This window comes from Bacteroides uniformis (assembly GCF_025147485.1).
Lineage (GTDB): Bacteria > Bacteroidota > Bacteroidia > Bacteroidales > Bacteroidaceae > Bacteroides > Bacteroides uniformis.
Window position 1 is genome coordinate 4,024,723 of sequence record NZ_CP102263.1, and the last position, 25,651, is coordinate 4,050,373.

The following is a 25,651-nucleotide window of genomic DNA, read 5'->3' on the forward strand; positions in this document are numbered from 1 at the left end:
TAGACGTTCGTTTAATGAACGTCTATTTTTAAGAAAATAAGTAGAGGCATAAAAGTTAAAAAGGAACAAAACTTTAAGATGTTAAATATTAGATTTATATTATTGTAAATCAATACATTAATATGAAATAAAAATTACTTTGGAAATATTTTTATTAAACATTTTGTTAGTTCAAAAAATACGGCTTATCTTTGCGTTTATTAAACGAACGTTAAAAAAACTCCTCCAGCATCTCCTCCATCTTTCTGTGTTACAAGCAATTACACAGTTTATTCAAGCAAAACAAAAACAGTATACATGAACAGATACAAACAATTTATAGCATGCAATACACGATACTAACAACATGTCGTGCAAGAAGTTAATAACGTGTCCTACAAAAAACAAATATCGTGTCCGCAGGATATTAACTTCCTGCAAACACGATATTAATTCGCTTTTACACAAAACTATACGAGGCTAACTACCTGCTGCAACAACCCCGACAATTCGAAAGTAGCATTCTTAATATCCGAAATCCGGTTCTTGCCTTCTGTCGTAAGAGAAAAACGCATCTGACGCTTATCTTCCTTACCTATCAGACGGGTAATGAGCTTCTTTCCCTCGACAGAGCGAATGACCTTTGAAGTGTTGGAGGCAGACAAACCCAGTGCCTCGGCTATCTCACTGGAGGTAAGCTTAGGAGTATTGAGCAGCGTGCACAACAGCATTCCTTCATTCAGCGATAAATCATACATCTGCGTAAACTGCACCTCGAACTCGGCAATAGCCCGATAAACATCACGGATTTTACATAAAGTCTCCATATCTTGTCCTCCTATATAAATAAGTTCACATTTGCCTTGTCCGCACGTTCCATATAGGTAGCCACGCCGCCGATGGTTACTTCATCCAGAAGTTCTTCGTGCTGGATGCCCATCATATCCATAGACATCTGGCAAGCAATGAATTCCACTCCCTGCGCCAATGCCTGCGAGCGCAACGACTCCAAAGAATCCACTCCCTTGCGCTTCATCAAGAAGCGCATCATGCGGCTGCCCATGCCAAACATATTCATCTGCGACAACTTCAGTTTCAAAGAGCTGGACGGCAGCATCATGCCGAACATCTTGCCGAAGAAGTCCTTCTGCACACTGGGTTTCTGCACTTTCTTCAAGACGTTCAGTCCCCAGAAGGTGAAGAAAATGGTTACTTTCTGTCCCGTTGCCGCTGCTCCGTTTGCTAGTACGAAGGTTGCCAGCGCTTTGTCCAGGTCGTCACTGAACAGAATCAGCGTCTTTCCCCTACCCCCGGCTGCGGAAACATTGGAAGCAGATGTACAAGCCGGAGCACCTTTCTCGATGACTACCGTATAGCGTCCTTTCTCGTCATGCTTCTCTATCAATTTATTTCCCGTCGTATCACACCAGGCAGAAGCATCGCGTGCAAAACCGGCATCGGTTGCCACAATCTCCACACGCTCGCCCACAGCAATGCTATCCATCGCCTTTTTCACCTGCATGATAGGTCCCGGACATTGCAAACCGCAAGCATTTATCTTCAACGTTTCCTTCTTGGACACTGATGCATCCGCAGGAACATCATCAGTAGCAGCCTCTACCGAAGAAGAAGAAGAGCCGCCGCCTGCCGGAGCAGATGGAGACGGCAGAGGTGCTGTTGCCGTGGAGTAGGTCTTATAACCACCTATCAGATTGCGCACATTGCGATAGCCGCACCCCATCAGGATGCGCAGGGACAGATAACCGCGCAGACCCACAGCACAGAAAAGCACTACCGGCTTGTCTGTAGGTATCTCTGCCAAATGCTCGCGCATTTCGTCCAACGGAATATTGACGGCTCCCGGAATGGTGCCGAAAGAGAATTCCTCGGGCGTACGGGTATCTATCAGCATCACTTTATCCTTCTCTTCCACCAGCTCGCGCCAAGAGATGACGGGCATTGCACCGCTGATAATGTTCGATGCTACATAGCCGCCAATAGCGATGGGGTCTTTGGCCGAGGAGAAAGGAGGCGCATACGTGTGCTCCGTCTCCATCAAATCGTAGACTGTGCCACCCCGCTTGATGAGTCCGGCTATCTGGTCGATTCGCTTGTCCACTCCCTCGTAACCGATACATTGCGCACCATAGAGTTTACCGGTTTTGGGATGGAAAGTCAGTTTCAAGGTCAAAGGTAGGGCATCCGGATAGTAACCGGCATGAGATGCCGAGTGAGTCACCGAGCTTTGATATTCCATGCCCCACTGCTTCAAGCGTTTGGCTGCAAGGCCCGTAGAGGCTACCGTCATGTCGAATACTTTGGCAATGGAGGTGCCGATAGCTCCTTCGTAGGAAACAGTATTGCCAAACACCATATTATCAGCAACGATACGTCCCTGGCGGTTGGCAGGATTTGCCAGATAATTGAGCCAGGGCTTTCCGGTCAGCGGATGAGGATATTCGATGGCATCGCCCACAGCATAGATGTCTTTTTCGGAAGTCTCCAAGTGTTCGTCTACCCAGATACCGCCCATCTCGCCCAGTTTCAAGCCGGCTTGTTGCGCCAATGCAGTGGCAGGACGCACACCGATGGAGAGTAACACCATATCGGCAGGAATGGCCTTTCCGCTTTTCAGGAATACGGTGATTCCGTTGTCCGTACGTTTGAAATGGGTTACTCCTTCTTCCAGATAGAGAGAGACGCCTTTCTGCAACAAATGCTGATGAATAGGTGCCGCCATAGAGAAGTCGATAGGCGCCATCACCTGATTACCCATTTCGACTACAGACACATGAACACCGGCATGATGCAGGTTCTCCGCCATTTCCAATCCGATGAAACCGGCACCTACCACCACGGCGCGTTTCACCTGCTTGTCCGAGATATAAGCCTTGATATGGTCGGTATCTTCTACATTGCGCAACGTGAAGATGCCTTCGGAATTAATGCCTTCCAAGGGGGGCTTCACGGGGTTGGCACCGGGAGAAAGCAAAAGTTTGTCATAGCTTTCGTCGTACTCCTTGCCTTCCACATTGCGTATGGTAACGGTCTTGTTTTTGGGATGGATGGCGATTACTTCATTCTGCACACGCACATCAATGCGGAAGCGCTTGCCGAAAGATTCGGGTGTCTGTACCAACAGCTTCTCGCGCTCTGCTATCACTCCACCTATATAATAAGGTAAACCACAATTAGCATACGAGATGTAAGGGCCTTTCTCCAATAAAAGGATTTCAGCCATTTCGTCCACTCTTCTCAGTCGGGCGGCTGCCGTGGCTCCACCTGCTACACCGCCAATGATTACATATTTCATAATTCTTCGTTTTTTAAGTTTGACGATGCAAAGAAAATAATTATTTTCAATAAAATATAATTTCCAAAGGAAAATATTATTAAAAGACTCATTTTTAATAAGAATAGGCATAAAAAAACGGATTATTACAAGTTTTTACACCTATAATAATCCGTTCAGTATGCAAGTTTTTATAAGCTTACCAACCAAGCCGAGCAAGACCGACAGCACTATACCATAAGGTAGAACGATAAGCGGCATTAGCAGCTTGAGCAGCAGCAGAAGTGGCAGTGGAAGGTATATAATGGCTAACCCCATTTGCCCGCTTCATGGAGAACATACCAACAGACATCGAATAAATCATCGGCGTTTTTTTCCAACAGACAGAAGCTGCATCATATGCTTGCTTCCATTCATCCAAGGCAACTTCATCCACAACGAGTTTTTCCATCATTTCTACGAAATCATAATAGCCTACATAATAAGACGATCCTACTTTACGCTGATCATAATCAAAGACCGATGACCGAAGAACTTCTCTATCTGCTGTCACTCCCGACAAAGCATTTGCTGTAGCAGCAGCTAAGTTCTCAAGCTCAGAAGATTTCAGCACATCTATAGCAGTGCCCATTGTCCAATTGCTATTACTTCCTATTTTTCCAGTATAAATTTCATCATAAGCAGCAAAAGTCCCAATAGCCATTTCTACCGCTGCACCTTTCTGAAATATAAATGGAAACATTCTATCATAGGCAGCACCAGGACCAGGATTCTCAGCAGGGAAACCAATATAGTAATCGCAACAATCACGCAACTCATACGCGACTTCCACCGACTGCATAAAGCAAGCATCAAACATAATAAAATCAAAATGAGGAGCGTTCTGTAATACTAACTTCAAGTCCTCAATATTCATATAATGCCCTCCTCCAGTCTTATCATTTCCTATCCAGCGAGTAGAAGGCAATGGAGTAGGTATCCATCCTTCCCCATGCGACCAATAAATCAAACCATAACTTTCCGCTTTATATAAAGAATTCCCAAACACATCATTGAATACCTCTTGCGTCTCAGCGACTCCGCACGAATTTCTATCTTCGTATTCTTTGACTATTGTTTCAACAACAGTACCACCTTTATTTTCAATTTCAATCAAACGAGGAAATCCCGTATCTATATACACCAATAAATGCATATCAGATGTATTATCAATTGAAGCCATCCCAGCTTTCAATTCCTCCAAATCCCCATCCGTAAAGCTAGCCAATGGATTTATACTATTATCCGCTGCCATATATACCAGCACAGTACGTTTCCCATCAACCGGAGGATCAGGTATCGGGTCATCACCACGACACGCCGACATGAACAAGGGGAAAACGAAGAAAAAAAGAAGATATAGTTTTGTTTTCATACTTGAAATCTTATTCCTGCGGTTTTGCAAATGTGAAAGCCTCAGGCTTCACCACCTGCAAAACCATATTCTTACTCTTTTTATACTTGCCTTTTACCTTTACAGCCTCTTTTTCCAACTTTTTCTTGTTTTCAGCGAAATAAATCATGCAAGTATAATCAGGTTTCTTCAGATTGTACTCCAGATAGTTCTTAAGCTGGTAAGTGTATAAATCACGCTTGGGCAAGAATCCATTCTTATCCAGCTCTACGCTGTCCAATACCTGGATGTCTGTATAATATACGATGGAGTCATTGAAAGAAGCCGCCACCCCAAAAGCATATACAGCCTTTTCCTTATCTTTCATTGTAAAAGCCGAACACAACGCAAAAACCAAAGCTACGGCACAAAGTATACGAACGTATTTCATTGAGTTATGAGTTATAAGTTATGAATTATCAATGGGGCAAAGATATAAAAAAAACCGCACGCCTACTAAAGACGTACGGTTTTTAATTCCTTCTATTTGTCGGAAACTGATATTTCTTATTTATCCCAAATAAGATTTGAGCAATTTACTACGATTACTTTGTCTTAATCTTCTGATTGCTTTTTCCTTAATCTGACGCACACGCTCACGGGTCAAGCCGAATTTGTCGCCGATTTCCTCTAATGTCATTTCCTGCTGTCCGATACCGAAAAACATCTGTATGATTTCTTTTTCCCTATCGGTTAACGTAGAAAGAGCTCTATCAATTTCCCTCGCAAGAGACTCGTTCACCAAAGAGCGGTCAGCCATAGGGGAGTCATCGTTGACCAGTACATCGAGCAAGCTGTTGTCCTCTCCTTCTACAAAAGGTGCGTCCACCGAAATGTGACGGCCGGACACCTTCAGCGTATCAGAGATTTTGTCAACAGGGATTTCCAGTTCATCGGCAAGCTCTTCAGGAGACGGACGACGTTCGTTTTCCTGCTCGAACTTGGAGAAGGCCTTGCTGATTTTATTCAGCGAACCTACCTGGTTCAACGGAAGACGTACAATACGCGACTGCTCTGCCAAAGCCTGCAGAATGGACTGACGTATCCACCATACTGCATAACTGATGAACTTGAAACCACGTGTTTCATCGAACTTTTCGGCAGCCTTGATCAGTCCTAAATTACCCTCGTTAATCAAGTCGGGCAAACTCAAACCTTGGTTTTGGTACTGCTTGGCCACAGATACAACGAAACGCAGATTGGCACGTGTCAATTTCTCCAGTGCAACACGGTCACCCTTGCGGATGCGCTGAGCGAGCTCCACTTCCTCTTCAACAGTAATGAGGTCTTCGCGACCGATTTCCTGCAAATACTTGTCAAGAGAAGCGCTCTCTCTGTTAGTGATACTTTTTGTAATTTTAAGTTGTCTCATTCTTATAATACAGATTTGGGTTGCAAAGGTACGACAAATTATTTTGTTACAATAATTTCATCCCAACTTTTTCACCTTATTTATATCTTATCCTATATAACAAAAAGGATGCCGGTATGTATTGTACCGACACCCCCTTTTTCGCTATTGTTAGCTAATATTACAATCTTCTTACCTAACTATCCCTATTTTTTATTCTTGAGTCAAATCAACGGCATACATTGCACGTTTTCCTGACGGGAACATACCGGTGATGAACAAACCTTGCTCAGGAGACTTTCTTGCCTCTTTCATCGCCTTTTCCAAATCGTCTACCGTCTTCATCGGCACTCCGTTGGCTTTCAGAATGATGAAGCCCTTGCGGATACCTGCATCGGCCATCTTGCCATTGGTAACCCCGGTAACTTCCAGACCGTAACCCAGGTTCAACTGCTTCTTCAGCTCGGAAGATACGGGCTTGAAGGCTGCACCCAAGATTTCCATTCCGGCATCCTTCACTACCTTCGTAGTGCCTTGCTCATTCTTCAGCGTGATTTCGAATTCCTTTTCCTTCTTGTCACGAACCACTGTTACCTTCACTTTGTCGCCCGGACGGTGTTTTGCCAGCATTTCCTGCAAATCCGAGAACTTGTGAATCTTCTTGCCGTTCAATGCTATGATTACATCATTTTCCTTCAAGATGCCGGCAGCGGAACCACCTTCAACAACTTCGGCCACATAGATACCCTCTTTCACACCAAGTTCGTCGGCCTTCTTCTTCAGTTCTTCGGTCCAACGTTCGTCCATCTGCAGGTCTGTGCTCAAATCACTACCCTTGATGCCAAGGAGCGCGCGCTGCACGGTACCAAACTGTTTCAAGTCGGCTACCACCTTTGTCATAATGCTGGTAGGGATGGCAAAACCATAGCCGGAATAAGCACCCGTGGGTGAGTAAAGCATGGCATTGATACCAACCAGCTCGCCTTTGGCATTCACCAACGCACCACCACTATTACCTTGGTTGATGGCAGCATCCGTCTGAATGAAAGACTGGATGTTTGCAGCTTGTCCATTGGAGGCAGAAGAGCCAATGGAACGGGCTTTTGCACTGACGATACCAGCTGTTACGGTAGAGTTCAGGTTGAACGGATTACCTACTGCCAATACCCATTCTCCCACCTTCAACTGGTCGGAGTCACCAACCGGAATTGTCGGAAAGTCATCCCCTTCAATCTTAATCAATGCCAAGTCCGTGCTGGGGTCAGTACCGATGATGCGTCCTTTCAGCTCACGGTCGTCATTCAGTTTCACAGTGATTTCATCAGCACCTTCCACCACGTGATTGTTCGTCACAATATATCCGTCTTTGGAGATGATGACACCCGAACCGAAACCTACACGCGGCTGGGTCTGTATCTGGCGCTGGCGTCCACGACCGTCTCCAAAGAAGAAGTCAAAAATATCCGGCTGTTCTTGTACCGTCTGGGTCTTACTCAACTGAGTGGCACGTATATGCACTACAGCATGGAGCGAACTCTCCGCTGCTTGTGTCAAATCCACAGGCTGGGCATCCGTTGCATGGAAAGCCGCCGGTAGCAGATTATTGGGGTTCTGTTGGAACAACTCGCTGAATGCGGCAGGCTTTTCCTTATTCAGCATCTTATAAGTGGTCAATCCAGCCACTCCAGAGCTCAGGAGCACGATAGCCGCAACTCCAAGGATGTTTTTTGTTGTCTGTTTCATACTATTCTTCCTATTCTTTAAATTGTTAATATTCAAGTTTCGTTTAACATTACGACGTTAAAATAACGACAAAAAACGTTCAGTTATTCCGCTTGTCACTCTTTTTTGTTCTCTTTTAACAGAGGATATTTAGGGCTTAACAGCGGTTAACGGCAAAGACTGACAAATTAGCATTTATGTACGATTGCTGACTGTTAAAGAACTGACAGATAGGGTATAAAAAGACGCATCACCCGTTGCGGCCGAAACGGATGATGCATTTGGGGTAAACAGATGATGCGTTTATACCAAACAGATGATGTGTTCGGGCTGAACGCATCATCTGTTTTTAGAGGGCAGATAGCACCTTAATAATTCAAGTAATCAATGTCCATGTGGTAGCCCCACTGCGGGAAGTAGAGGTTACCTCCCTCCCACTCCACCTCGCCACGCTGGAAGTCGACGGTCTCGCTGCGGGGATACTGCTTTTCGGGCTGTAGCGGCATGCCGTAATCAGTGTTCACAATCATGCGCCAAGAGTCTATACCACCCAGGAAGAAATATTCTTCGTCGGCATTGCGGGCAAAGGCAGGAATGCCGAATGACTGGTCGACAGGCACCCAACCCACACCCTCGAAGTAGACTTCTGCCCAATCGTGCAGATTCCATGCACGGGGATGCATCATGAAGCCGCTCTGGAAATGTGCGGGAATACCACTGATGCGGCAAAGCGTAATGAACAGCAGGCTGACTTGGCCACAGTCTCCGTGACGGTTGTCCAACACATATTCCGGGATATTCTCAATGGTGGAATATTCGCGTGCAGAAGCCCACGGGAAGTTGTCATTCACCCAACGGAAGATACGTTTGGCTTTCAGGTAGGGGTTGGTTTCACCGGCTGTCAATTTGGCAGCAAGTTCGCGCAAGCGCGGGGAAAAGACGATATGCTTCTCACGCTCGGCAGTATATTCCTTATAAAGGGCGGTCGTCGTATCATAGGGCTGCACATCTTCCGGCTTCAGATTATGCCATTCGCCGTTGGCGGTAAACTCAAAGGTTTCGGAGAATACGGTCGGTTCGCCTTCGACAGCACGTTTCTCCATGTACAATGTACTGTGACGGCACTCGGGCGACGAAAAGGTGTATTGCGGTTCGCTGGCCGAAATGAACTTGACATCCTGCTGCCGGGCCTGGTCCTGACGGGGATAGGGTAACCAGCAACGGATGATTTTCCCGGCAGGCACGGCATTGGTATCTACGGTCAACGTGTAGGTGACGCGCATGCGCTTCGGCGCAACAATGGCCTTGCCCTCTTTCTTCACAGCAGAAATGATTTCGGGCAGGTTCTCCATATTCACTTTCTCGCTGCCACTCGGCGAAGTGCCTTCCTTGGCTATCTTGATGTCATAGCAAGTGGAGTCCACACGAAACAGATTAGGTCCGGCATTGCGGAAATAGCGTTTCTCTCCATCCAGCATCATGCACTCCAAAGCTTTGGAGGCTTCCCACTGGCGCATCTGCTCATCGGTCACGTCGGGAATATACTTGCGGATATAGTCCTTCACCTGGGATTCCGTCATACAGAAATCCGTAAGCAGACGTTGGTACAGGTCGTCCTCCCAATTATAGGGCTTGCTCTCGGGCTTCGTGCTGCATGCAGAAGCCATCACAAACAGAGCGACGGTATACAATAGCTTTCTCATAACTTCACCACTCCAATACCCGGCAAATCGGGCAACGTTATCTTACCTTTCACAACCTCCATACCCTTGAAACGGTCGTTCGCAATCAGCAGACTACCGTCCAAGTCGGCAAAGTCCACTGCCGGAGAGAATTGGGAGGCAGCGGTAATGGCACAAGAGGTCTCGGTCATACATCCTACCATCACTTTCATGTCCAATGCACGTGCCAAAGTCACCATCTTCCAGGCTTCGCGCATGCCGGTACACTTCATCAGCTTGATGTTGATGCCCGTAAAGGCACCCTTCAAGCCTGCCACATCCTTCAGACGCTGAATGGACTCATCGGCAAATATGGGCAACGGGCTTTGCTGGGTGACCCATGCAATATCGTCCAGTTGTTCCTTGGGCATCGGTTGCTCTATCATGACAATTCCTTTTTCGTGCAGCCAATGTATCATATCGAGCGCATGATGTTTGTCCTTCCAACCCTGGTTGGCATCAATGGCAATCGGAAGGTCCGTCACCGAACGGATGGTCTCTATCATTTCCTTGTCGTTCTCCCGCCCCAGCTTCACTTTAAGGATATTGAACCGGTCGGCACACTCTTTCGTCTTTTCACGCACCACGTCGGCCGTATCAATACCGATGGTGAAAGTTGTAGAGGGAGTCTTTTCCTTGTCCAAACCCCATATCTTATACCAAGGGGCTTGCAACAGTTTGCCCACAAGGTCGTGCAAGGCGATGTCCACAGCAGTTTTAGCAGCGGAATCCCCTGCCGAGAGGCTGTCTATATAAGCCAGTATATCTTCCAGCTGAAAGGGGTCTGAGAATTGGCCGATAACATCCTGCACCTTCTTCAGAAAAGCCAGTACACTGTCCATCGTGCCTAGTTCGTGTTGCAGGTACGGGGGCATGGAGGCTTCACCATAACCGATAATGCCATCATATTCTATCTCGACTTGAACGTCGGGAGTGGTAGTACGCGAGTAGGTGGCCACTGTAAAGACATGGCGCAATTTCAGTTCATAGGGGAAGAAACGCAGTTTCATTTTGGGGGTTACACCTGCCCTACTGTTCACGTTGAACAAGGAAGGAGCGTCATTTCCTCCGGCAAATACATGATTGATTGCCATGCCTGAGCCGAGTGCGGCAAAAGCGGCGGTTTTCAGGAAATCTCTTCTGTTTGACATAATTGTGTGTGTATTAAATGTGCCAATATGCTAATGGGCTAATGTGCCAATGGGCTGCGCTATGTATATGCTACGTTATGTTTGCACCGTCACGCCGCAGGTCATTGGCATATTGGCACATTAGCACATTATTACATTGAATAAAATGGATTCGTTTCCGTTGTATTGAGCGACGCCTCCTTATTTATATAAGGTAACACGCGCGTAGCGAACAACAGTCTACCGAGGTTGTATTCATCGAACAGCTCGTCGTCGGGGCTGAAGCTATTGACGCGCACATCGCCTTGCGAATGGATGAAACGCTTGTTGCCGATATACATGCCGACATGTACCACACGTTCCTTGCGTTCCGGCGTCGCCTTGCGCCCGAAGAAAATCAAATCGCCCGGCTGGAGGTTACTGAAATCAGGAGTGATATCGATATGCTCGCCCACGTATGCCTGCTGGGAAGCATCCCGCGGAATGATGATGTCGTGCATGAAAAGAACGGTGCGCATGAAGCCGCTACAATCCACCCCTTTGGAGGAAGTGCCAGCCCAAAGATAAGGGATGCCCATCATGCTATGCGCCGTGGCTATAATGCTGGCGGCATCCTGCTTCAAGGTGGCACGCCATTTCTTCTCAGGCATGGAGATGGATTTGGAGATATATCCCTGACGGCCGTCGGGATAAGCCACCTTATAAAAGGCACCTTTTGTCCCCTCCCACTTCAGGCGGTTTCCTGCAGCAACATCAGAGACGGTCTGCGATGCCTGGCTGGGCTGTGAGTAGACAAAGCCATAATGCGAAGTCACCACTATTTTCTCTGCATTGCTCCAAGCGGTCAGCTCTTCCCGCGTGACGGGATGTATGCCTACTCGGTGTACCCATGCAATGTAGTTGTCCGGTGTCTGGATACGGTACCAGCCGTCGCGCTGCAACACCCGCACCGGCATACCCATCAAGCCTTGCGTCATCATTTCTGAAGAGAAATCCGGGGCTACCCGAAGATTGCACACAGACACATTGACAATGCCATACGTCTTGCCTTCAAGTCCGGCCTCATCCGGAAGCACTTGCAGACAATCCATCACCGCATATCCTTTCTTTGCCAAACCATCCAGCAAAGCCGTCTTTGCCTCTGCCGAAGTGGTGACACCACGCAACATCACATTCTTTCCGGAGAAAGAGTAATCCACATCGAACAAAGCCACGCGCTTGTCCGGTGCAAACTTTTGTTTCAAACTGTCAGCGAGTTGCGCCACTTCTGCAGGTATTGTACGGTCACCCACTTCCGAAGCAACAGCAAAAAGCGGGATTAACAGAAATAAAGAAAAAAGAGAGGATAACTTTTTCATTGGCCAAAAGGATTTGGGGGTTATTACTAATAGCAAAGTTACGAATTTATTCCGAAATAGATACATGTTTTTAAGATAATTAAGGGTAAAGAATGAAGAATGAAGGATTCATCCGTACTGCATCCGCACACTGCACAACAAATTCTTCATCCTTCATTCTTCATTCTTCATTAATATTCCGTATCTTTGTACCCTATAAAGCAGTTGGTCGGTCTGTCGCTTGCGCCTCGTGCGTATGAGGAAAGTCCGGGCAACACAGAGCGTCCCACTTCCTAACAGAAAGCTGTCCGTGAGGGTAGAGTAACGTAGAAGAAAATAACCGCCGTCGCCCTTGGGCTACGGTAAGGGTGAGAAGGTGGGGTAAGAGCCTACCAGTCTTGTGGCGACACAAGGGCTGTGCGTCTTGGGAGTTGTAAGGTCATGTAAACCGACGTTATGAGAGTTGCTCGCTCCATGTCGGAGGGTAGACCGCTAAAGCTTGTATGGTGACATGCGGCTCAGATAAATGACAGACACTTCTTTAATGGAGAATGGATAATGAAGAATGGATAATTCCTAATTAGGCTTTTTCAGAAACAGAAGAACAGAACCCGGCTTACAGACTGACTGCTTTTTTATTGACAATGGATAATCGAGATAATAGCATGAACAAGCGTATTGCTGCCCTTTGGAAATTCCTCACCTACGACATCTGGCGTATTACGGAAGATGAAGTCACGCGAACGACCTTTTCCGTATACAATATCATCAAGACGATTTATCTTTGCATCAACCGCTTCACCAAAGACCGGATAGTAAACAAAGCCTCGGCGCTGACTTACAGTACGCTGCTTGCCATCGTGCCTATTCTTGCCATTTTGTTTGCCATAGCCCGCGGTTTCGGATTCGATAATCTGATGGAAAGCCAGATTGTCAACGGTTTCGGCGGTCCTACGGAAACCACGGAAGTCATCCTGCAATTCGTGAATTCGTATTTGTCTCAGACCAAGAGTGGAATATTCATCGGAGTGGGTCTGATTATGTTGCTGTGGACAGTCCTGAATCTAATCAACAATATGGAAATCACCTTCAACCGCATCTGGCAGGTGAAAAAGGCGCGCAGCATGTACCGCAAAATAACGGATTACTTCTCTATGCTTCTGCTGATGCCCATTCTGCTGGTGGTGTCCGGTGGTCTTTCCATCTTCATGAGTACGATGGTGAAGAACCTCGAAGACTTTACCCTGCTGGCTCCCGTCGGCAAGTTTATGGTGCGCCTCATCCCCTTCGTGCTGACCTGGTTCATGTTTACAGCACTGTACGTCTTTATGCCGAATACAAAGGTCAAGCTGAAACACGCACTCATATCCGGTATTCTGGCAGGTACGGCACACCAGGCATTCCAATTCCTTTACATCAGCAGCCAGTTGTGGGTTTCCCGTTACAATGCCATCTATGGTAGTTTTGCCGCCCTTCCGATGTTTCTGCTATGGTTGCAGGTATCCTGGACCATCTGCCTATTCGGTGCCGAACTGACCTACGCCGGACAGAATATCCGGAACTTCAGCTTCGACAAGGATGCGCGCAATATCAGCCGGCGCTACCGCGATTTTATCTCCATCCTGATAATGTCTCTCATAGCCAAGCGCTTTGAACAAGACGTCCAGCCCTATACAGCCGAAGAGATATCCGAAGAGTGCCAGATTCCCATCCGGCTGACACACGAAACCCTTTATGAATTGCAGGAAATCAACCTCCTACATGAAGTGGTGACCGATGAAAAGAGTGAAGACATCGCTTACCAGCCTTCCATGGATATCAACAAAATGAATGTGGCCCTCCTACTGGACAAACTGGACACGCACGGCTCAGAAGATTTCAAAATTGATAAGGAAAATGAATTCAACAACCAATGGGGAGCATTGCTGAAGGCACGGGAGGAATACTACAAGAATGCAAGCAAGGTGCTGCTGAAGGATTTGTAAGCACGCGGAAGTCTTTCCGGAAACTCCGTATCTGCTTTCTTTTTGATTATTTTTTAGACGCGGATGACGCGGATTGGAATATTAAAAAAATCCGCGTCATCTGCGTCATCTGTGTCTAAAAAGTAAATCACCGATATTTCTCAGGCTCCACGGCACGAGTCATATCATAGGCACGGTCACTCTGACGGGATGCCACTAATTGCAGGAAATCGTCCATAGTGCCGTTACCTTATTTATATTGTATCATGCGGCTGATGTACTTACCAATGATATCGAACTCCAGATTCACCACACTGCCCACTTTGAAAGCATGGAAATTGGTATGCTCAAAGGTGTAAGGAATAATGGCCACCTGGAAAGTATCGTCGGTGGGATCGCACACGGTCAGGCTGACACCATTGACCGTTACCGAGCCTTTGTCTACCGTGATGTAGCCGCGCTTTGCCATCTCCTTGTCAAAAGCATACCGGAAAGTAAAGTAATAGCTTCCTTCCGCATCCTTTATATCGATGCAAGTGGCAGTCTGGTCCACATGTCCTTGAACGATATGGCCATCCAGCCGGCCGTTCATCATCATACTACGCTCCACATTCACTTCATCTCCCACCTGCAACAAGCCAAGATTGGAACGGTCCAGCGTTTCCTTCATGGCCGTCACGGTATAGGTATCATCTGTCAGACTGACTACTGTAAGGCAAACACCGTTGTGAGACACACTTTGGTCTATTTTTAATTCACTGACGAATGAACACTTGAAAGTAAAATGTACATTCTCCTGGTCTTTGACCATCGCCACCAATGTGGCACATTCTTCTACTATTCCGGAAAACATGGTTCTATATACTTTTAGGTTATACACGATTTATTATTAATATGCGCAAAGATACAAAAAGCCCTTCGTATAGGTACAAAAAAAAGGAAGCTTTTCACAAAGCCTCCTTTTTCAGTTTTCAATAGGTATTAGTTTTTTTTTAAGGTAAAAAGATTGTTTTCAGGATAACGATGCAAATATAGGCGCTTTTCGTGATACTAACCAAATTAAAAAACATGTCTTATAACATCTTTTTGAAAAATCATTTAAGTTTATTATCATTTCAAAGCATTTTTCTACACCTGCAATCGTTTTCAATGGACAAATATAAGGCTATTTTCCATGAAACACTGAAATTATCCTAAAATTTTGTTTATTTCTTATCATTTAAGTAGTGTTCGTCTGTCTGCCCGCTATGTTTTAACACTTTTGCGTCGATAAAGAACACTATTTCTTCGGCAATATTCGTGATGTGGTCGCCGGAGCGCTCCAACTTGCGGAACACGCTCACCAGGTTCAGACAAGAGAGTGCACTCTCCGGATGCCGGCTGATGTAGTCGGCAAGAATGGCAGTGGCCTCCGCATTGATTTCGTCCAGCATATTGTCCTTTGCAAACACAGCGGTAGCCAATTCTTGGCTCTCCTCCTGAAGTGCCTGCTTGGCAAGCTCGAGCATGGAGAGCACCTGGGCTATCATCTCTTCGAGACGGAGTTGCTTGACCAGCTCAGTGTCCAATGCCGGTTCGTGGCAGTTGAGGGCAAAGCGGGCGATGCCTTCTGCAAAGTCGCCCAGACGCTCCAGGTTCGTATTGATTTTGAGCATGGCAAGCACAAAGCGCAGGTCGATGGCAACGGGGTTGTAAAGGGCAATGATGTCCTCCACGTCGCTGTCTATTTTCAGTTCGAAAGCATTGACGCGACGTTCGCGCACCAATACCTGCTGGGCCAGTTCCCGGTCCAGCGTAAGCACGGCATCACCTGCACGGTCGAGCTGATTATATACCAGGGTCCACATTTCGTCTATTTCCTTTTTCAGCAAGACGAGTTCAGATTCGATAAACTTCACCATAATGTTTCTATTTTAAGATTACTTTTGTACAACTTATTTTTGCTTGTATGGAACAATCCGCTACCCGAAGCGTCCCGTGATGTAGTTCTGCGTCTCCACCTTATCGGGATTCGTAAATATCTTCCGGGTATCTCCAAACTCCACCATCTGCCCCATATAGAAGAAAGCCGTATTATCACTGACACGCGCTGCCTGTTGCATGTTGTGGGTGACGATGACGATAGTGTACTGCTTCTTCAACTCGTGGATAAGCTCTTCCACCTTGGCAGTGGAGATGGGGTCGAGGGCGGATGCCGGCTCATCCATCAGCAGGACTGAAGGAGACACCGCCATGGCACGGGCTATGCAGAGACGTTGCTGCTGACCGCCGGAGAGGGCGTAGGCAGAGACTTTCAGCTTGTCCTTCACCTCGTCCCAAAGAGCGGCGCCTTTCAGGGTTTCTTCCACCCGCTGACGGATGAAGGCGTTATCGGTGATGCCATTCACACGGAGTCCGTAGGCAACGTTCTCGAAGATGCTTTTTGGGAAAGGATTGGGGCGCTGGAACACCATGCCCACGTTCTTGCGGAGTTCATCCACTTGCACTCCTTTTCCATAGATGTCTTGTCCGTCAATGCGTATCTCGCCAGTCAGACGGGTGTCGGGAATCAAATCGTTCATGCGGTTCAGCAGGCGCAGGAAGGTAGACTTTCCACAGCCCGAGGGACCGATGAAGGCTATCACAGACTTCTCCTCAATGTCCATGCTGATGCCTTTCAGGGCATGGAAATCGCCATACCAGAAGTTCACGTCAAGGGTTTCTATCTTGTTCTTCATACCTATTGTATATGTTTTCAATTCGTCTTAATCTTCTTCTCAAAGTATTTCCGCAGGGCGTTCGCCAGCAGGTTCACCAGGAGGATAATGAGTATCAGCACCAGTGCCGTGCCGTAGGCAATGGGAAGCTGCGCTTCCATATCGGTGCCGCTGGTAGAGATGACGTAGAGGTGATAAGGAAGCGCCATGCACTGGTCGAAGATACTTGTAGGCAGCTGTGGCAGGAAGTAGGCGGCACAGGTGAAAAGGATGGGTGCCGTCTCGCCCGAAACACGCCCCAGCGCCAGAATCAGTCCGGTGATGATATTGGGTATCCCCATCGGCAGGATGACATGCCAGATGGTCTGAAGCTTGGTAGCTCCCAACGCGCGGCTTCCCTCACGCATGCTGTCGGGGATGGCTTTCAGCGCTTCTTCCGTGGTGCGGATAACCAAAGGCAGACTTAGCAGACCCAGCGTCAACGAACCTGCCAGGATGCTGTCTCCAAAATCCATATAGTTGACAAACAGCGCCATGCCAAACAGACCGAACACGATAGAAGGGATGCCGCTCAGATTATTCGTCATCATCCGTATGAAGCGTACCACCCAGCCTTTCGGCACATACTCATTCATATAAATACCGCTCATCACTCCCACCGGAAAGGCAAATAAAGCACTGCCCGCCATCAAGCAGAACGTACCTACAATGGCAGGAAGGATTCCACCGGCAGTCATACCGTTGGTAGGAGCCGTAGTGAGGAACTCCCAATTGATAACTCCTATACCTTTATATATAATGAAACCGAGGATAGCAAAAAGAATCCCCACCACACTCAGGCTCAACAGACGGAACAAGCCGAATGCCATGTTTTGCGAAAGATGCTTTCTATTGACCATATCTACCTTCTTTTATTTTCGTCTTGGCGAAACTGCTTCCACCGTGAAATTTATCAATAAACTGATGAAGAACAGCACGACACCCAGTAGGAACAATGCTTCGTAGTGAGGTCCGCCGGCAGGTGCCTCGCCCAGCTCCGCGGCAATCGTTGCCGGAATGGTGCGCAGCGGTTCCAGGATGGTATGGGGAATGACGGCGGCGTTGCCCGTCACCATCAGCACAGCCATCGTCTCGCCCACCGCACGGCCGATGCCCAACACCACTCCGGAGGTGATGCCCGAAATGGAGTAAGGAATCACCACCTTATATATAGTCTGCCATTGCGACGCTCCCAGCGCCAGACTGGCTTCGCGCATGGCACGAGGGCAATTTCTCATCGCATCTTCCGTCACCGTAATGATGGTGGGCAACGCCATAATGGCAAGCACAATGCTGCCCGCCAGCCCGCTCTCGCCTACCGGCAAGTTGAACACCTGCTGCAAAAACGGCACAATGACAATCAAGCCGAAAAAGCCGTAGACCACCGACGGTATGCCACTCAGCAACTCAATGATGGGCTTCAGCAGATTCCTTACCCGGGAATTGGCTACCTCCGACATATAGATTGCCACCGACAGACCAAACGGCAATGCAAAGAGGATGGCAAACAGACTGACCCACAGCGTCCCCGTAATGAGCGGCAAAAAGCCGAACTGCGCAGCAGGTGTTGCCGTGGGAAACCATTCGGCACCGGCAAAGACGTCCTTCACCGAAATGGTGTTGTCTTTCAGCAGATGCACCGAGTCCGGACGGACAATGAACTGCTGCGGTACAAAGGCTATAATGCCAGGCGTACGCTCCACCAGCTCCGTAATACAGGCACCTGCATTTTCGTAGGAAGCGCCCAACTGCTCTTCCGTATAATACAGTGTGATGTCCTCCAAACGGAAAAGGCGGATAGGAAGGTCCTCCCCTCCCACTTCGTTCCAGTTTGTCAGCTCTTCATCAAAAACATTCTTTATCTGTGCCGGAGTCAGTTCGCCCACCCGGTTCTCCTTATTCAAGGCCAATACATACCCTTCTTCTATCACCTTGCTGCTGAACAAGCCCAGCGCTTCGGAAAAGAGGAACACGACGATAAGTACGATGGTAAGACTCGTCACAAAGCCGCTACAAGCCAGTATACCTTCTACAATCTTCTCAAAAATCTTTTTCATGTTGCCTATTGATTTCTGTATGCAAAGGAACGGGCCGGATGTTAAGGCAGTGTGACTAACGTTTGAAAGAAATGTTTCAAAGGTGTTACAAAACTATTACAACGACTCAAAGCACATTCCATGTAACACATTTGTAATATCCATTACCTTAATTTGCATCATGTGTTTACCCAATTTGCATCATGTGTTTTATGAAGACAAGAGAATTACTTCTACTCCTCGCACTGACAGCCACCACCGGCATGCAGGCGCAACGCATCAAAGGCAGCGACACCGTGCTCCCCATAGCGCAGCAGACCGCCGAACGCTTTATGATCTTAAACCCGTCTGCCCGTGTCACCGTGACCGGCGGTGGAACAGGTGTCGGTATTTCAGCCCTGCTGGACCAAACCACGGACATCGCCATGGCTTCACGCGCCATCAAGTTCAGCGAAAAGATGAAAGTCAAAGCTGCCGGAGAAGACTTGGCAGAAGTACCCATCGCCTACGACGCCCTTGCCGTAGTGGTTCACCCCTCCAACCCGGTGAAACAACTGACCCGCCAACAACTGGAAGATATCTTCCGGGGCAAAATCACCAACTGGCAGCAAGTGGGCGGAGACGACCGCAAAATCGTAGTCTACTCCCGAGAGACTTCCTCCGGTACCTACGAGTTCTTCAAGGAAAGTGTACTGAAAAACAAGAACTACATGAGCAGCAGTCTCTCCATGCCTGCCACGGGAGCCATTATCCAATCCGTCAGCCAGACACGCGGTGCCATCGGATATGTGGGCCTAGCCTATGTATCGCCGCGTATCAAGACACTCGCCGTTTCATACGACGGGCAGCATTATGCCGCTCCCACGCTGGAGAATGCCATCAATAAGACTTATCCGATAGTACGCCCGCTATACTATTATTATAACCGAAAAAACGCCTCGATCGTAGCCCCTCTGCTCGATTTCATCTTGTCTGCCGCAGGACAGAAAATCATCAAAGAGAGCGGATATATCCCGGTACATAAAGAATAAATCTTCATTCTTCATTCTTCATTCTTCATTTTTTTACCCTATCTTTGTCCCCACGATACGAAAATAGTAACATTATGGCAGAAATAAAGAGCGAAGAAACAAGCGAAAAAAAGAGCTTGAACTTCATTGAGCAAATAGTAGAAAACGATTTGAAAGAGGGTAAAAACGGGGGAAAAGTACAGACACGCTTCCCGCCCGAACCAAACGGTTACCTCCACATCGGACACGCCAAGGCCATCTGCCTTGATTTCGGTATTGCCGCCGCACACGGCGGTGTCTGCAACCTGCGTTTCGATGACACCAATCCCACCAAAGAAGATGTGGAATACGTAGAGGCCATTAAGGAAGACATCCAATGGCTAGGCTACAAATGGGGTAACGAATATTACGCTTCCGACTATTTCCAGCAATTGTGGGACTTCGCTATCCGCCTCATCAAAGAGGGCAAGGCATACATCGACAAACAGACTTCCGAGCAGATTGCCGCCCAGAAAGGCACCCCCACCCAGCCCGGTGTGGAAAGCCCTTACCGCAACCGCCCCATTGAAGAGACACTGGATTTATTCCAGAAGATGAACAGCGGCGAGATTGAGGAAGGTGCCATGGTGCTCCGTGCCAAGATAGACATGGCAAGCCCCAATATGCACTTCCGCGACCCCATCATCTACCGTGTAGTGAAGCATCCGCACCATCGCACGGGTACCACTTGGAAGGCTTATCCGATGTACGACTTCGCCCACGGACAAAGCGACTTCTTCGAAGGCGTGACACACTCGCTCTGCACACTGGAGTTTGTGCCCCACCGTCCGCTCTACGACCTCTTCGTGGACTGGGTGAAGGAAGGCAAAGACCTCGACGATAACCGCCCCCATCAGTATGAGTTCAACAAACTGAACCTCAGCTATACGCTGATGAGCAAGCGCAACCTGCTGACTCTAGTCAAGGAAGGCTTGGTAAACGGTTGGGACGATCCCCGTATGCCGACCATCTGCGGTTTTCGCCGTCGCGGTTACTCTCCGGAGTCCATCCATAAGTTCATCGACAAGATTGGCTATACCACATACGACGCCCTTAATGAATTCGCCCTGCTGGAAAGCGCCGTGCGCGAGGACCTGAACGACCGTGCCACCCGCGTATCCGCCGTACTGAACCCCGTGAAGCTCATCATCACTAACTATCCCGAAGGACAAGTGGAAGAGATGGAAGCCGTCAACAACCCCGAACATCCCGAAGAAGGCAACCACGTCATCGAATTCAGCCGCGAACTTTGGATGGAGCGCGACGACTTCATGGAAGATGCTCCGAAGAAATATTTCCGCATGACACCGGGACAAGAGGTACGTCTGAAGAACGCGTACATCGTGAAATGCACCGGCTGCAAGAAGAACGACGCCGGTGAAATCACCGAAGTATATTGCGAATACGACCCCGATACCAAGAGCGGTCTGCCCGGAGCCAACCGTAAGGTGAAAGGCACCATCCACTGGGTAAGTTGTGCCCACTGCCTCGAAGCAGAAGTGCGTCTCTACGACCGTCTGTGGAAAGTGGAGAACCCGCGCGATGAGCTTGCCGCCATCCGCGAAGCGAAGAACTGCGACGCACTGACAGCCATGAAAGAGATGATCAACCCCGACTCCCTGAATGTGCTGCCCTGCTGCTACATCGAGAAGTACGCTGCCGGCATGCAGCCCCTCTCCTACCTGCAGTTCCAACGTATCGGTTATTTTAATGTTGACAAAGATTCTACGCCAGAAAAAATGGTATTCAACCGTACTGTAGGTCTGAAAGACGTTTGGGGTAAAATCAATAAATAAGAATATGAGTAAAAAAAACCTGCTGTCCGGAAGAGACAAAGAACTGCAAGAAATGGCAGAACAATATGAAGCAGCCAAAGCAGAGAACAGAACCATCTATCTGGACGCAGACGACTTAGCCGACCTCGCAGACTGGTATGCCGTGCATCATAAATATGCCATGGCTACCGAGGTCGTAGAGTATGGCTTGGGAATACATCCGGATAATACGGCTCTGCTGGTGGAACAGGCATACTTGTTCCTCGACACCCAGCATAAAGAGCAAGCCAAAGATATATTGGAACGGATTGCCGAAGAATCTTCCGAAGTGAAAGTGCTGAAAGCCAACCTACTGTTGGGCGAAGGCAAAGAAGAAGAAGCAGAAGCGATACTCGACAGCATAGACGATAAGGACGACCTGGCCAATATCGTTGATGTATCCTATATGTACATCGACATGGGATTCCCGGAAAAAGCATTGACATGGCTGACGCGCGGACTCGAAAAATATGCCGAAGAAGAAGCCTACCTTGCCGTCACCGGCGATTGTTACTATGCCCAGGGACTGTTTGAAAAAGCCACCTTCTTCTTCAATAAGCTGATTGACAAGAATCCGTATTCGGCTCCTTACTGGTTTGGACTGGCCCGTTGCTACTTTGACCAGCAGATGTTCGACAAAGCAATCGAAGCATGCGACTATGCCACGGTGGCCGATGACGAGTTTGCCGATGCCTACCTGATGAAAGGACATTCCTTCTTCCAATTGGGAAATGAGGAAAGTGCCATGGAGAACTACCTGCAAGCCGAAAAGTTCCATCTCGTCTCCCACGGTTTCATCAACACCTTCATCGGCCTGAACAAAACCTCCAAAGGAGAGTGGAAAGAAGGATACGACTATCTGGAAAAAGCCATAACGGCCGAAGACAGCCATGACTTCGCCTTGCCTTCTCTTTATGCCAATGCAGCCCTATGCCTGCACAAGATGGGAAAGAAACGCAAAGCACACCAGTATTGTAAAAAAGCATACGACCTGGCACCCGAAGAGATAGACCCGTACCTGATTGAGGGACGCATCTACATGGAAGAAGGTGAGTATGAGAAAGGTGTGAAGAGATGGGCCAAAGCCTTAGAGTATGCCCCCTATGCGGATACCTGGCACGAAATAGGCATGTGTAGCATGGAAATAGGACAACTGAGCTATGCCAAGCTGGCCTTTGAACATGTCAAAGAGATGGAGCCGGACTTTGAAGGTATCAACGAAAGGCTGACCTCTCTGTATATGCTGCTCAAAGACAAGGAGAACTTCATGAAGTACAACCAGCTGTGCGAACATCCGTTCAGGCTGGAAGAGTTGGACAAATTGCAACAGATACTACAAGAAGATAACCAGGAAGAGCTGGCCCTAGTGATGAAGAATATTTTCAATGCATTACAATAACAGTAATTATATACCACTAATCTAGCAAATGGAATCAGTAGCCTTTATCCAATGGTGTCTCGACCACCTCAATTACTGGACCATCACTTTATTGATGGCCATTGAAAGTTCGTTTATCCCCTTCCCTTCGGAAGTTGTAGTCCCTCCTGCCGCTTGGAAAGCCGCCAACAATGACAACATGAATATATATCTGGTGGTATTGTTTGCAACCATAGGGGCAAATATCGGAGCCTTGATAAACTACTATCTGGCAAAATGGCTGGGACGCCCCATCATTTACAAGTTTGCCAACAGCCGTTTCGGGCACATGTGCCTCATCGACGAAGCCAAAGTGCAGCATGCGGAAGAATATTTTGACAAGCATGGAGCCGTATCAACCTTTGTCGGCCGCCTGATACCTGCCGTACGCCAGTTGATATCCATCCCTGCCGGTCTGGCACGCATGAAACTGGGAACTTTCTTGCTGTACACTACCCTGGGTGCGGGCCTTTGGAATTCCATCCTGGCTTTCATCGGATATTACTTGTCCACAGTACCCGGCATCGAGAACGAGGAACAGCTGCTTGCCAAAGTAACGGAATACAGCCATGAGATAGGTTATGTATTTATCGGCATCGGTGTACTCATCGTGGCATTCTTCATCTATAAAGGAATGAAGAAGAAATAAAAAAGAAAACGGCATGATAATAAAAAAGCGGTGGACAGCATGATAAATTCTGTCCACCGCTTTTTATTGTTTATCCCAAATCCAAACTTTCTACTTTACAGCTGCAATAGCTTTATCATAATCTGGTTCTTGCGTAATTTCAGGTACCAATTCCGTATAGGCAATCTTACCATCCTTACCGATAACCACTACCGAACGCGCCAGTAGACCTGCAAGCGGTCCGTCTGCCATGCGTACCCCGTAGTTTTCATCAAAATCGGAGAAACGGAAATCAGACAAAGGAATCACATTCTCAATACCCTCCGTTGTACAGAAACGTGCATGTGCAAAAGGTAAATCCTTGGAGATTGCCAACACTACCGTATCGGGCAGGCCGGCAGCCAGTTTGTTGAACTTACGTACAGAAGTAGCGCACACACCAGTGTCAAGGCTGGGGAAAATATTCAAAATAACATTCTTCCCGTTCAGTTCCTTCAAAGAGAATGAAGACAAATCTGTTTTTACCAATTCGAAATCGGGGGCAACAGAGCCCACCTTTATAAATTCACCGATAACCTTTACCGGTTGTCCTTTAAATTTTGTTGTAGCCATAGTTTTATCAAATTATATGTATACATAACAAATTACATACAGAAAAAGTTCACCCGAAACTTTTTTCCAGATAAACTGTTATTCTACGGACGAATTAATGATAATCACTTAAAAAATTAAATTCACATGAAAACTATTTTTGACGAACTTCAGCAGGAAGTAAAGAATTGGTGGATTTCACTCATTCTTGGTATTCTTTATGTAATAGTGGCTATAAGCCTGATGTTCTCCCCTCTCAGCGGGTATGCGGTATTGAGCATTCTGTTCAGCGTCTCCATGTTGTTCAGCGGTCTGCTGGAAATATCCTTTGCAGTAAGTAACCGTAGAAGGGTATCCAGTTGGGGATGGTATCTGGCTGGAGGCATCATCGACATGATTCTGGGATTCTACCTGATAGCCTACCCGATGCTCAGCATGGAAGTCATTCCATTCATCATCGCCTTCTGGCTGATGTTCCGCGGCTTCTCATCCGTAGGCTATGCCATGGACCTCAAAAGATACGGGACAAGAGACTGGGGATGGTATGTTGCTTTCGGTATTCTTGCCGTCATCTGCTCGCTCATCATCTTGTGGCAACCGGCAGTAGGCGCCCTTTACGCCGTGTACATGATTTCGTTTGCATTCCTGATTATAGGTTTCTTCCGTATCATGCTGTCATTTGAGCTGAAAAACCTGCACAAGCGTGGGAAAGAGTGGAAGGAAAAGAAAGAAGTATCAGCCGAATAAGTAGCCCACACGAAGCGTGTCAAAAGGAATCCCACCTTTGACACCTTCGTTTAGCCGAATTGCTCAATAACGTCTCAGAAAACGGAACATCGTAGTCCGTGACACTCCCATCTGCCGGGCAAGTTCGGCACACGACTCTCCTCTTTGGTGCTCCCTCACAAGTTTCCTCTTGTTCGCATAGAGTATCTTCATTTTGGGTGTGTCCCCTTTCTTCCTGCCCAGATGTTTTCCTTCTTTCCTCCGTCGTTCCAAGGCTTCTTTGGTGCGCATGGAAATCAGATTACGCTCTATCTCGGCCATCAGTCCAAAAGCAAATCCCAGCACTTTGCTGTTGATGTCATTCTGAAACACATACCCCTCTTTGGTACTGTACAGCACCACTCCCCTTTTGATGCAGGAGTTAAGAATGGTCATTATCTCCAGCAGTGTCCGGCTAAGCCGCGAAATCTCCGTTATAATCAAGGAGTCTCCCGGTTTCATCCGGTCCAACAAGCCCGCCAGTTTACGCTCTTTGCTACTCACTTTTCCGCTGACCGTCTCCATGTACCATCTGTCGATGCTCAACCCATTCTTTTCCGCGAAGCGTATAATTTCCTCGCGCTGATTCTCTAAAAACTGTTTTTCTGTACTTACTCTTAAATAAGCTACTACTGCCATAATTGATAAACGTTTATTGGTTATTATTCACCACCAAAGAACGGTTATT

General features: G+C 47.6%; 22 protein-coding genes, 1 other RNA gene and 1 pseudogene. 7 read left to right on the forward strand and 17 right to left on the reverse strand.

The window, feature by feature from the left end; genetic code table 11:
- Positions 1 to 449: 449 nt before the first annotated feature.
- The 9 genes from NQ510_RS16325 to NQ510_RS16365 all read right to left on the reverse strand — a co-directional run bounded on the left by NQ510_RS16325 (position 450) and on the right by NQ510_RS16365 (position 11,985).
- Positions 450 to 806 (reverse strand): MarR family transcriptional regulator, encoded by a 357-nt coding sequence (locus tag NQ510_RS16325; protein WP_005831273.1) that lies wholly within the window; start codon positions 804 to 806, stop codon positions 450 to 452.
- An 11-nt stretch (positions 807 to 817) separates the two neighbouring features.
- Positions 818 to 3,292 carry an FAD-dependent oxidoreductase gene (locus tag NQ510_RS16330; protein WP_034526071.1) on the reverse strand — a complete coding sequence of 825 codons (2,475 nt, stop codon included), beginning with the start codon at positions 3,290 to 3,292 and terminating at the stop codon, positions 818 to 820.
- A 178-nt stretch (positions 3,293 to 3,470) separates the two neighbouring features.
- On the reverse strand, positions 3,471 to 4,685 hold the full coding sequence (locus NQ510_RS16335) for a clostripain-related cysteine peptidase (RefSeq protein ID WP_005831277.1): 1,215 nt from the start codon (positions 4,683 to 4,685) through the stop codon (positions 3,471 to 3,473).
- Positions 4,686 to 4,695: 10 nt separating this feature from the next.
- Positions 4,696 to 5,094, reverse strand: coding sequence for a hypothetical protein (locus tag NQ510_RS16340; RefSeq protein WP_005831279.1), 399 nt, complete (start codon positions 5,092 to 5,094; stop codon positions 4,696 to 4,698).
- Positions 5,095 to 5,214: 120 nt separating this feature from the next.
- Positions 5,215 to 6,075, reverse strand: coding sequence for a sigma-70 family RNA polymerase sigma factor (locus NQ510_RS16345; RefSeq protein WP_002561589.1), 861 nt, complete (start codon positions 6,073 to 6,075; stop codon positions 5,215 to 5,217).
- Positions 6,076 to 6,267: 192 nt separating this feature from the next.
- A complete protein-coding gene (locus NQ510_RS16350; RefSeq protein ID WP_005831283.1) occupies positions 6,268 to 7,797 on the reverse strand; it encodes a Do family serine endopeptidase in 1,530 nt (509 codons plus the stop codon).
- A gap of 347 nt (positions 7,798 to 8,144) precedes the next feature.
- Entirely contained in the window at positions 8,145 to 9,479 is a 1,335-nt protein-coding gene (locus tag NQ510_RS16355; protein WP_005831285.1) for a transglutaminase-like domain-containing protein, read from the reverse strand.
- Positions 9,476 to 10,648 (reverse strand): dipeptide epimerase, encoded by a 1,173-nt coding sequence (locus NQ510_RS16360; RefSeq protein WP_005831287.1) that lies wholly within the window; start codon positions 10,646 to 10,648, stop codon positions 9,476 to 9,478. Before NQ510_RS16360 ends, NQ510_RS16355 begins: the two co-directional genes overlap by 4 nt.
- Before the next feature lie 131 nt (positions 10,649 to 10,779).
- Entirely contained in the window at positions 10,780 to 11,985 is a 1,206-nt protein-coding gene (locus NQ510_RS16365) for a C40 family peptidase (protein ID WP_008664811.1), read from the reverse strand.
- Between the two features lie 200 nt (positions 11,986 to 12,185).
- On the opposite strand from NQ510_RS16365, the gene rnpB reads away from it, so the two are divergent.
- Positions 12,186 to 12,599: RNase P RNA component class A (gene rnpB / locus NQ510_RS16370), an RNA gene on the forward strand.
- A 30-nt stretch (positions 12,600 to 12,629) separates the two neighbouring features.
- A complete protein-coding gene (locus NQ510_RS16375) occupies positions 12,630 to 13,949 on the forward strand; it encodes a YihY/virulence factor BrkB family protein (RefSeq protein WP_008664813.1) in 1,320 nt (439 codons plus the stop codon).
- A gap of 136 nt (positions 13,950 to 14,085) precedes the next feature.
- On the opposite strand, the pseudogene NQ510_RS16380 reads toward NQ510_RS16375, so the two are convergent.
- The 6 genes and pseudogenes from NQ510_RS16380 to pstC all read right to left on the reverse strand — a co-directional run.
- Positions 14,086 to 14,166, reverse strand: a pseudogene (locus NQ510_RS16380) (nitroreductase family protein); the annotation flags it as partial.
- 12 nt (positions 14,167 to 14,178) lie between these two features.
- Positions 14,179 to 14,781 (reverse strand): riboflavin synthase, encoded by a 603-nt coding sequence (locus tag NQ510_RS16385; protein WP_005831295.1) that lies wholly within the window; start codon positions 14,779 to 14,781, stop codon positions 14,179 to 14,181.
- 352 nt (positions 14,782 to 15,133) lie between these two features.
- Entirely contained in the window at positions 15,134 to 15,829 is a 696-nt protein-coding gene (gene phoU, locus NQ510_RS16390) for a phosphate signaling complex protein PhoU (RefSeq protein ID WP_005831301.1), read from the reverse strand.
- A 60-nt stretch (positions 15,830 to 15,889) separates the two neighbouring features.
- Positions 15,890 to 16,645, reverse strand: coding sequence for a phosphate ABC transporter ATP-binding protein PstB (gene pstB / locus NQ510_RS16395; RefSeq protein ID WP_005831304.1), 756 nt, complete (start codon positions 16,643 to 16,645; stop codon positions 15,890 to 15,892).
- Between the two features lie 17 nt (positions 16,646 to 16,662).
- Positions 16,663 to 17,523 (reverse strand): phosphate ABC transporter permease PstA, encoded by an 861-nt coding sequence (gene pstA / locus NQ510_RS16400; protein WP_005831306.1) that lies wholly within the window; start codon positions 17,521 to 17,523, stop codon positions 16,663 to 16,665.
- Positions 17,524 to 17,535: 12 nt separating this feature from the next.
- On the reverse strand, positions 17,536 to 18,720 hold the full coding sequence (pstC, locus tag NQ510_RS16405; RefSeq protein ID WP_005831308.1) for a phosphate ABC transporter permease subunit PstC: 1,185 nt from the start codon (positions 18,718 to 18,720) through the stop codon (positions 17,536 to 17,538).
- Positions 18,721 to 18,911: 191 nt separating this feature from the next.
- On the opposite strand from pstC, the gene NQ510_RS16410 reads away from it, so the two are divergent.
- From NQ510_RS16410 to NQ510_RS16425, 4 genes are all read left to right on the forward strand, one after another.
- On the forward strand, positions 18,912 to 19,730 hold the full coding sequence (locus tag NQ510_RS16410) for a PstS family phosphate ABC transporter substrate-binding protein (RefSeq protein ID WP_005831310.1): 819 nt from the start codon (positions 18,912 to 18,914) through the stop codon (positions 19,728 to 19,730).
- 74 nt (positions 19,731 to 19,804) lie between these two features.
- Positions 19,805 to 21,544: a glutamine--tRNA ligase/YqeY domain fusion protein gene (locus tag NQ510_RS16415; RefSeq protein WP_005831312.1), complete on the forward strand. Its 1,740-nt coding sequence runs from the start codon at positions 19,805 to 19,807 to the stop codon at positions 21,542 to 21,544.
- 4 nt (positions 21,545 to 21,548) lie between these two features.
- On the forward strand, positions 21,549 to 22,961 hold the full coding sequence (locus NQ510_RS16420; RefSeq protein ID WP_005831314.1) for a tetratricopeptide repeat protein: 1,413 nt from the start codon (positions 21,549 to 21,551) through the stop codon (positions 22,959 to 22,961).
- A 28-nt stretch (positions 22,962 to 22,989) separates the two neighbouring features.
- A complete protein-coding gene (locus tag NQ510_RS16425; protein WP_005831315.1) occupies positions 22,990 to 23,628 on the forward strand; it encodes a DedA family protein in 639 nt (212 codons plus the stop codon).
- A 90-nt stretch (positions 23,629 to 23,718) separates the two neighbouring features.
- On the opposite strand, the gene tpx is transcribed toward NQ510_RS16425, so the two are convergent.
- Positions 23,719 to 24,219, reverse strand: coding sequence for a thiol peroxidase (tpx, locus tag NQ510_RS16430; protein WP_005831317.1), 501 nt, complete (start codon positions 24,217 to 24,219; stop codon positions 23,719 to 23,721).
- 126 nt (positions 24,220 to 24,345) lie between these two features.
- Here tpx and NQ510_RS16435 point away from each other — a divergent pair, with 126 nt between their 5' ends.
- Positions 24,346 to 24,945, forward strand: coding sequence for an HdeD family acid-resistance protein (locus tag NQ510_RS16435; RefSeq protein ID WP_005831320.1), 600 nt, complete (start codon positions 24,346 to 24,348; stop codon positions 24,943 to 24,945).
- A gap of 63 nt (positions 24,946 to 25,008) precedes the next feature.
- Here the strand turns inward: NQ510_RS16435 and NQ510_RS16440 are convergent, their stop codons facing one another.
- Positions 25,009 to 25,602 carry a master DNA invertase Mpi family serine-type recombinase gene (locus NQ510_RS16440; RefSeq protein ID WP_005831322.1) on the reverse strand — a complete coding sequence of 198 codons (594 nt, stop codon included), beginning with the start codon at positions 25,600 to 25,602 and terminating at the stop codon, positions 25,009 to 25,011.
- Between the last annotated feature and the right edge of the window lie 49 nt (positions 25,603 to 25,651).

What these genes read in the sequence shown, in the direction of transcription:
- NQ510_RS16360 (WP_005831287.1), bottom strand. Translation starts at nt 10,648, where the DNA reads ATGTCAAACAGAAGAGATTTCCTGAAAACCGCCGCTTTTGCCGCACTC.
- NQ510_RS16365 (WP_008664811.1), bottom strand. Translation starts at nt 11,985, where the DNA reads ATGAAAAAGTTATCCTCTCTTTTTTCTTTATTTCTGTTAATCCCGCTT.
- NQ510_RS16415 (WP_005831312.1), top strand. Translation starts at nt 19,805, where the DNA reads ATGGCAGAAATAAAGAGCGAAGAAACAAGCGAAAAAAAGAGCTTGAAC.
- NQ510_RS16410 (WP_005831310.1), top strand. Translation starts at nt 18,912, where the DNA reads ATGAAGACAAGAGAATTACTTCTACTCCTCGCACTGACAGCCACCACC.
- pstB (WP_005831304.1), bottom strand. Translation starts at nt 16,645, where the DNA reads ATGAAGAACAAGATAGAAACCCTTGACGTGAACTTCTGGTATGGCGAT.
- NQ510_RS16440 (WP_005831322.1), bottom strand. Translation starts at nt 25,602, where the DNA reads ATGGCAGTAGTAGCTTATTTAAGAGTAAGTACAGAAAAACAGTTTTTA.
- NQ510_RS16375 (WP_008664813.1), top strand. Translation starts at nt 12,630, where the DNA reads ATGAACAAGCGTATTGCTGCCCTTTGGAAATTCCTCACCTACGACATC.
- NQ510_RS16335 (WP_005831277.1), bottom strand. Translation starts at nt 4,685, where the DNA reads ATGAAAACAAAACTATATCTTCTTTTTTTCTTCGTTTTCCCCTTGTTC.
- phoU (WP_005831301.1), bottom strand. Translation starts at nt 15,829, where the DNA reads ATGGTGAAGTTTATCGAATCTGAACTCGTCTTGCTGAAAAAGGAAATA.
- NQ510_RS16425 (WP_005831315.1), top strand. Translation starts at nt 22,990, where the DNA reads ATGGAATCAGTAGCCTTTATCCAATGGTGTCTCGACCACCTCAATTAC.
- pstA (WP_005831306.1), bottom strand. Translation starts at nt 17,523, where the DNA reads ATGGTCAATAGAAAGCATCTTTCGCAAAACATGGCATTCGGCTTGTTC.
- NQ510_RS16385 (WP_005831295.1), bottom strand. Translation starts at nt 14,781, where the DNA reads ATGTTTTCCGGAATAGTAGAAGAATGTGCCACATTGGTGGCGATGGTC.
- NQ510_RS16435 (WP_005831320.1), top strand. Translation starts at nt 24,346, where the DNA reads ATGAAAACTATTTTTGACGAACTTCAGCAGGAAGTAAAGAATTGGTGG.
- NQ510_RS16330 (WP_034526071.1), bottom strand. Translation starts at nt 3,292, where the DNA reads ATGAAATATGTAATCATTGGCGGTGTAGCAGGTGGAGCCACGGCAGCC.
- NQ510_RS16350 (WP_005831283.1), bottom strand. Translation starts at nt 7,797, where the DNA reads ATGAAACAGACAACAAAAAACATCCTTGGAGTTGCGGCTATCGTGCTC.
- NQ510_RS16420 (WP_005831314.1), top strand. Translation starts at nt 21,549, where the DNA reads ATGAGTAAAAAAAACCTGCTGTCCGGAAGAGACAAAGAACTGCAAGAA.
- pstC (WP_005831308.1), bottom strand. Translation starts at nt 18,720, where the DNA reads ATGAAAAAGATTTTTGAGAAGATTGTAGAAGGTATACTGGCTTGTAGC.
- NQ510_RS16345 (WP_002561589.1), bottom strand. Translation starts at nt 6,075, where the DNA reads ATGAGACAACTTAAAATTACAAAAAGTATCACTAACAGAGAGAGCGCT.
- tpx (WP_005831317.1), bottom strand. Translation starts at nt 24,219, where the DNA reads ATGGCTACAACAAAATTTAAAGGACAACCGGTAAAGGTTATCGGTGAA.
- NQ510_RS16355 (WP_005831285.1), bottom strand. Translation starts at nt 9,479, where the DNA reads ATGAGAAAGCTATTGTATACCGTCGCTCTGTTTGTGATGGCTTCTGCA.
- NQ510_RS16340 (WP_005831279.1), bottom strand. Translation starts at nt 5,094, where the DNA reads ATGAAATACGTTCGTATACTTTGTGCCGTAGCTTTGGTTTTTGCGTTG.
- NQ510_RS16325 (WP_005831273.1), bottom strand. Translation starts at nt 806, where the DNA reads ATGGAGACTTTATGTAAAATCCGTGATGTTTATCGGGCTATTGCCGAG.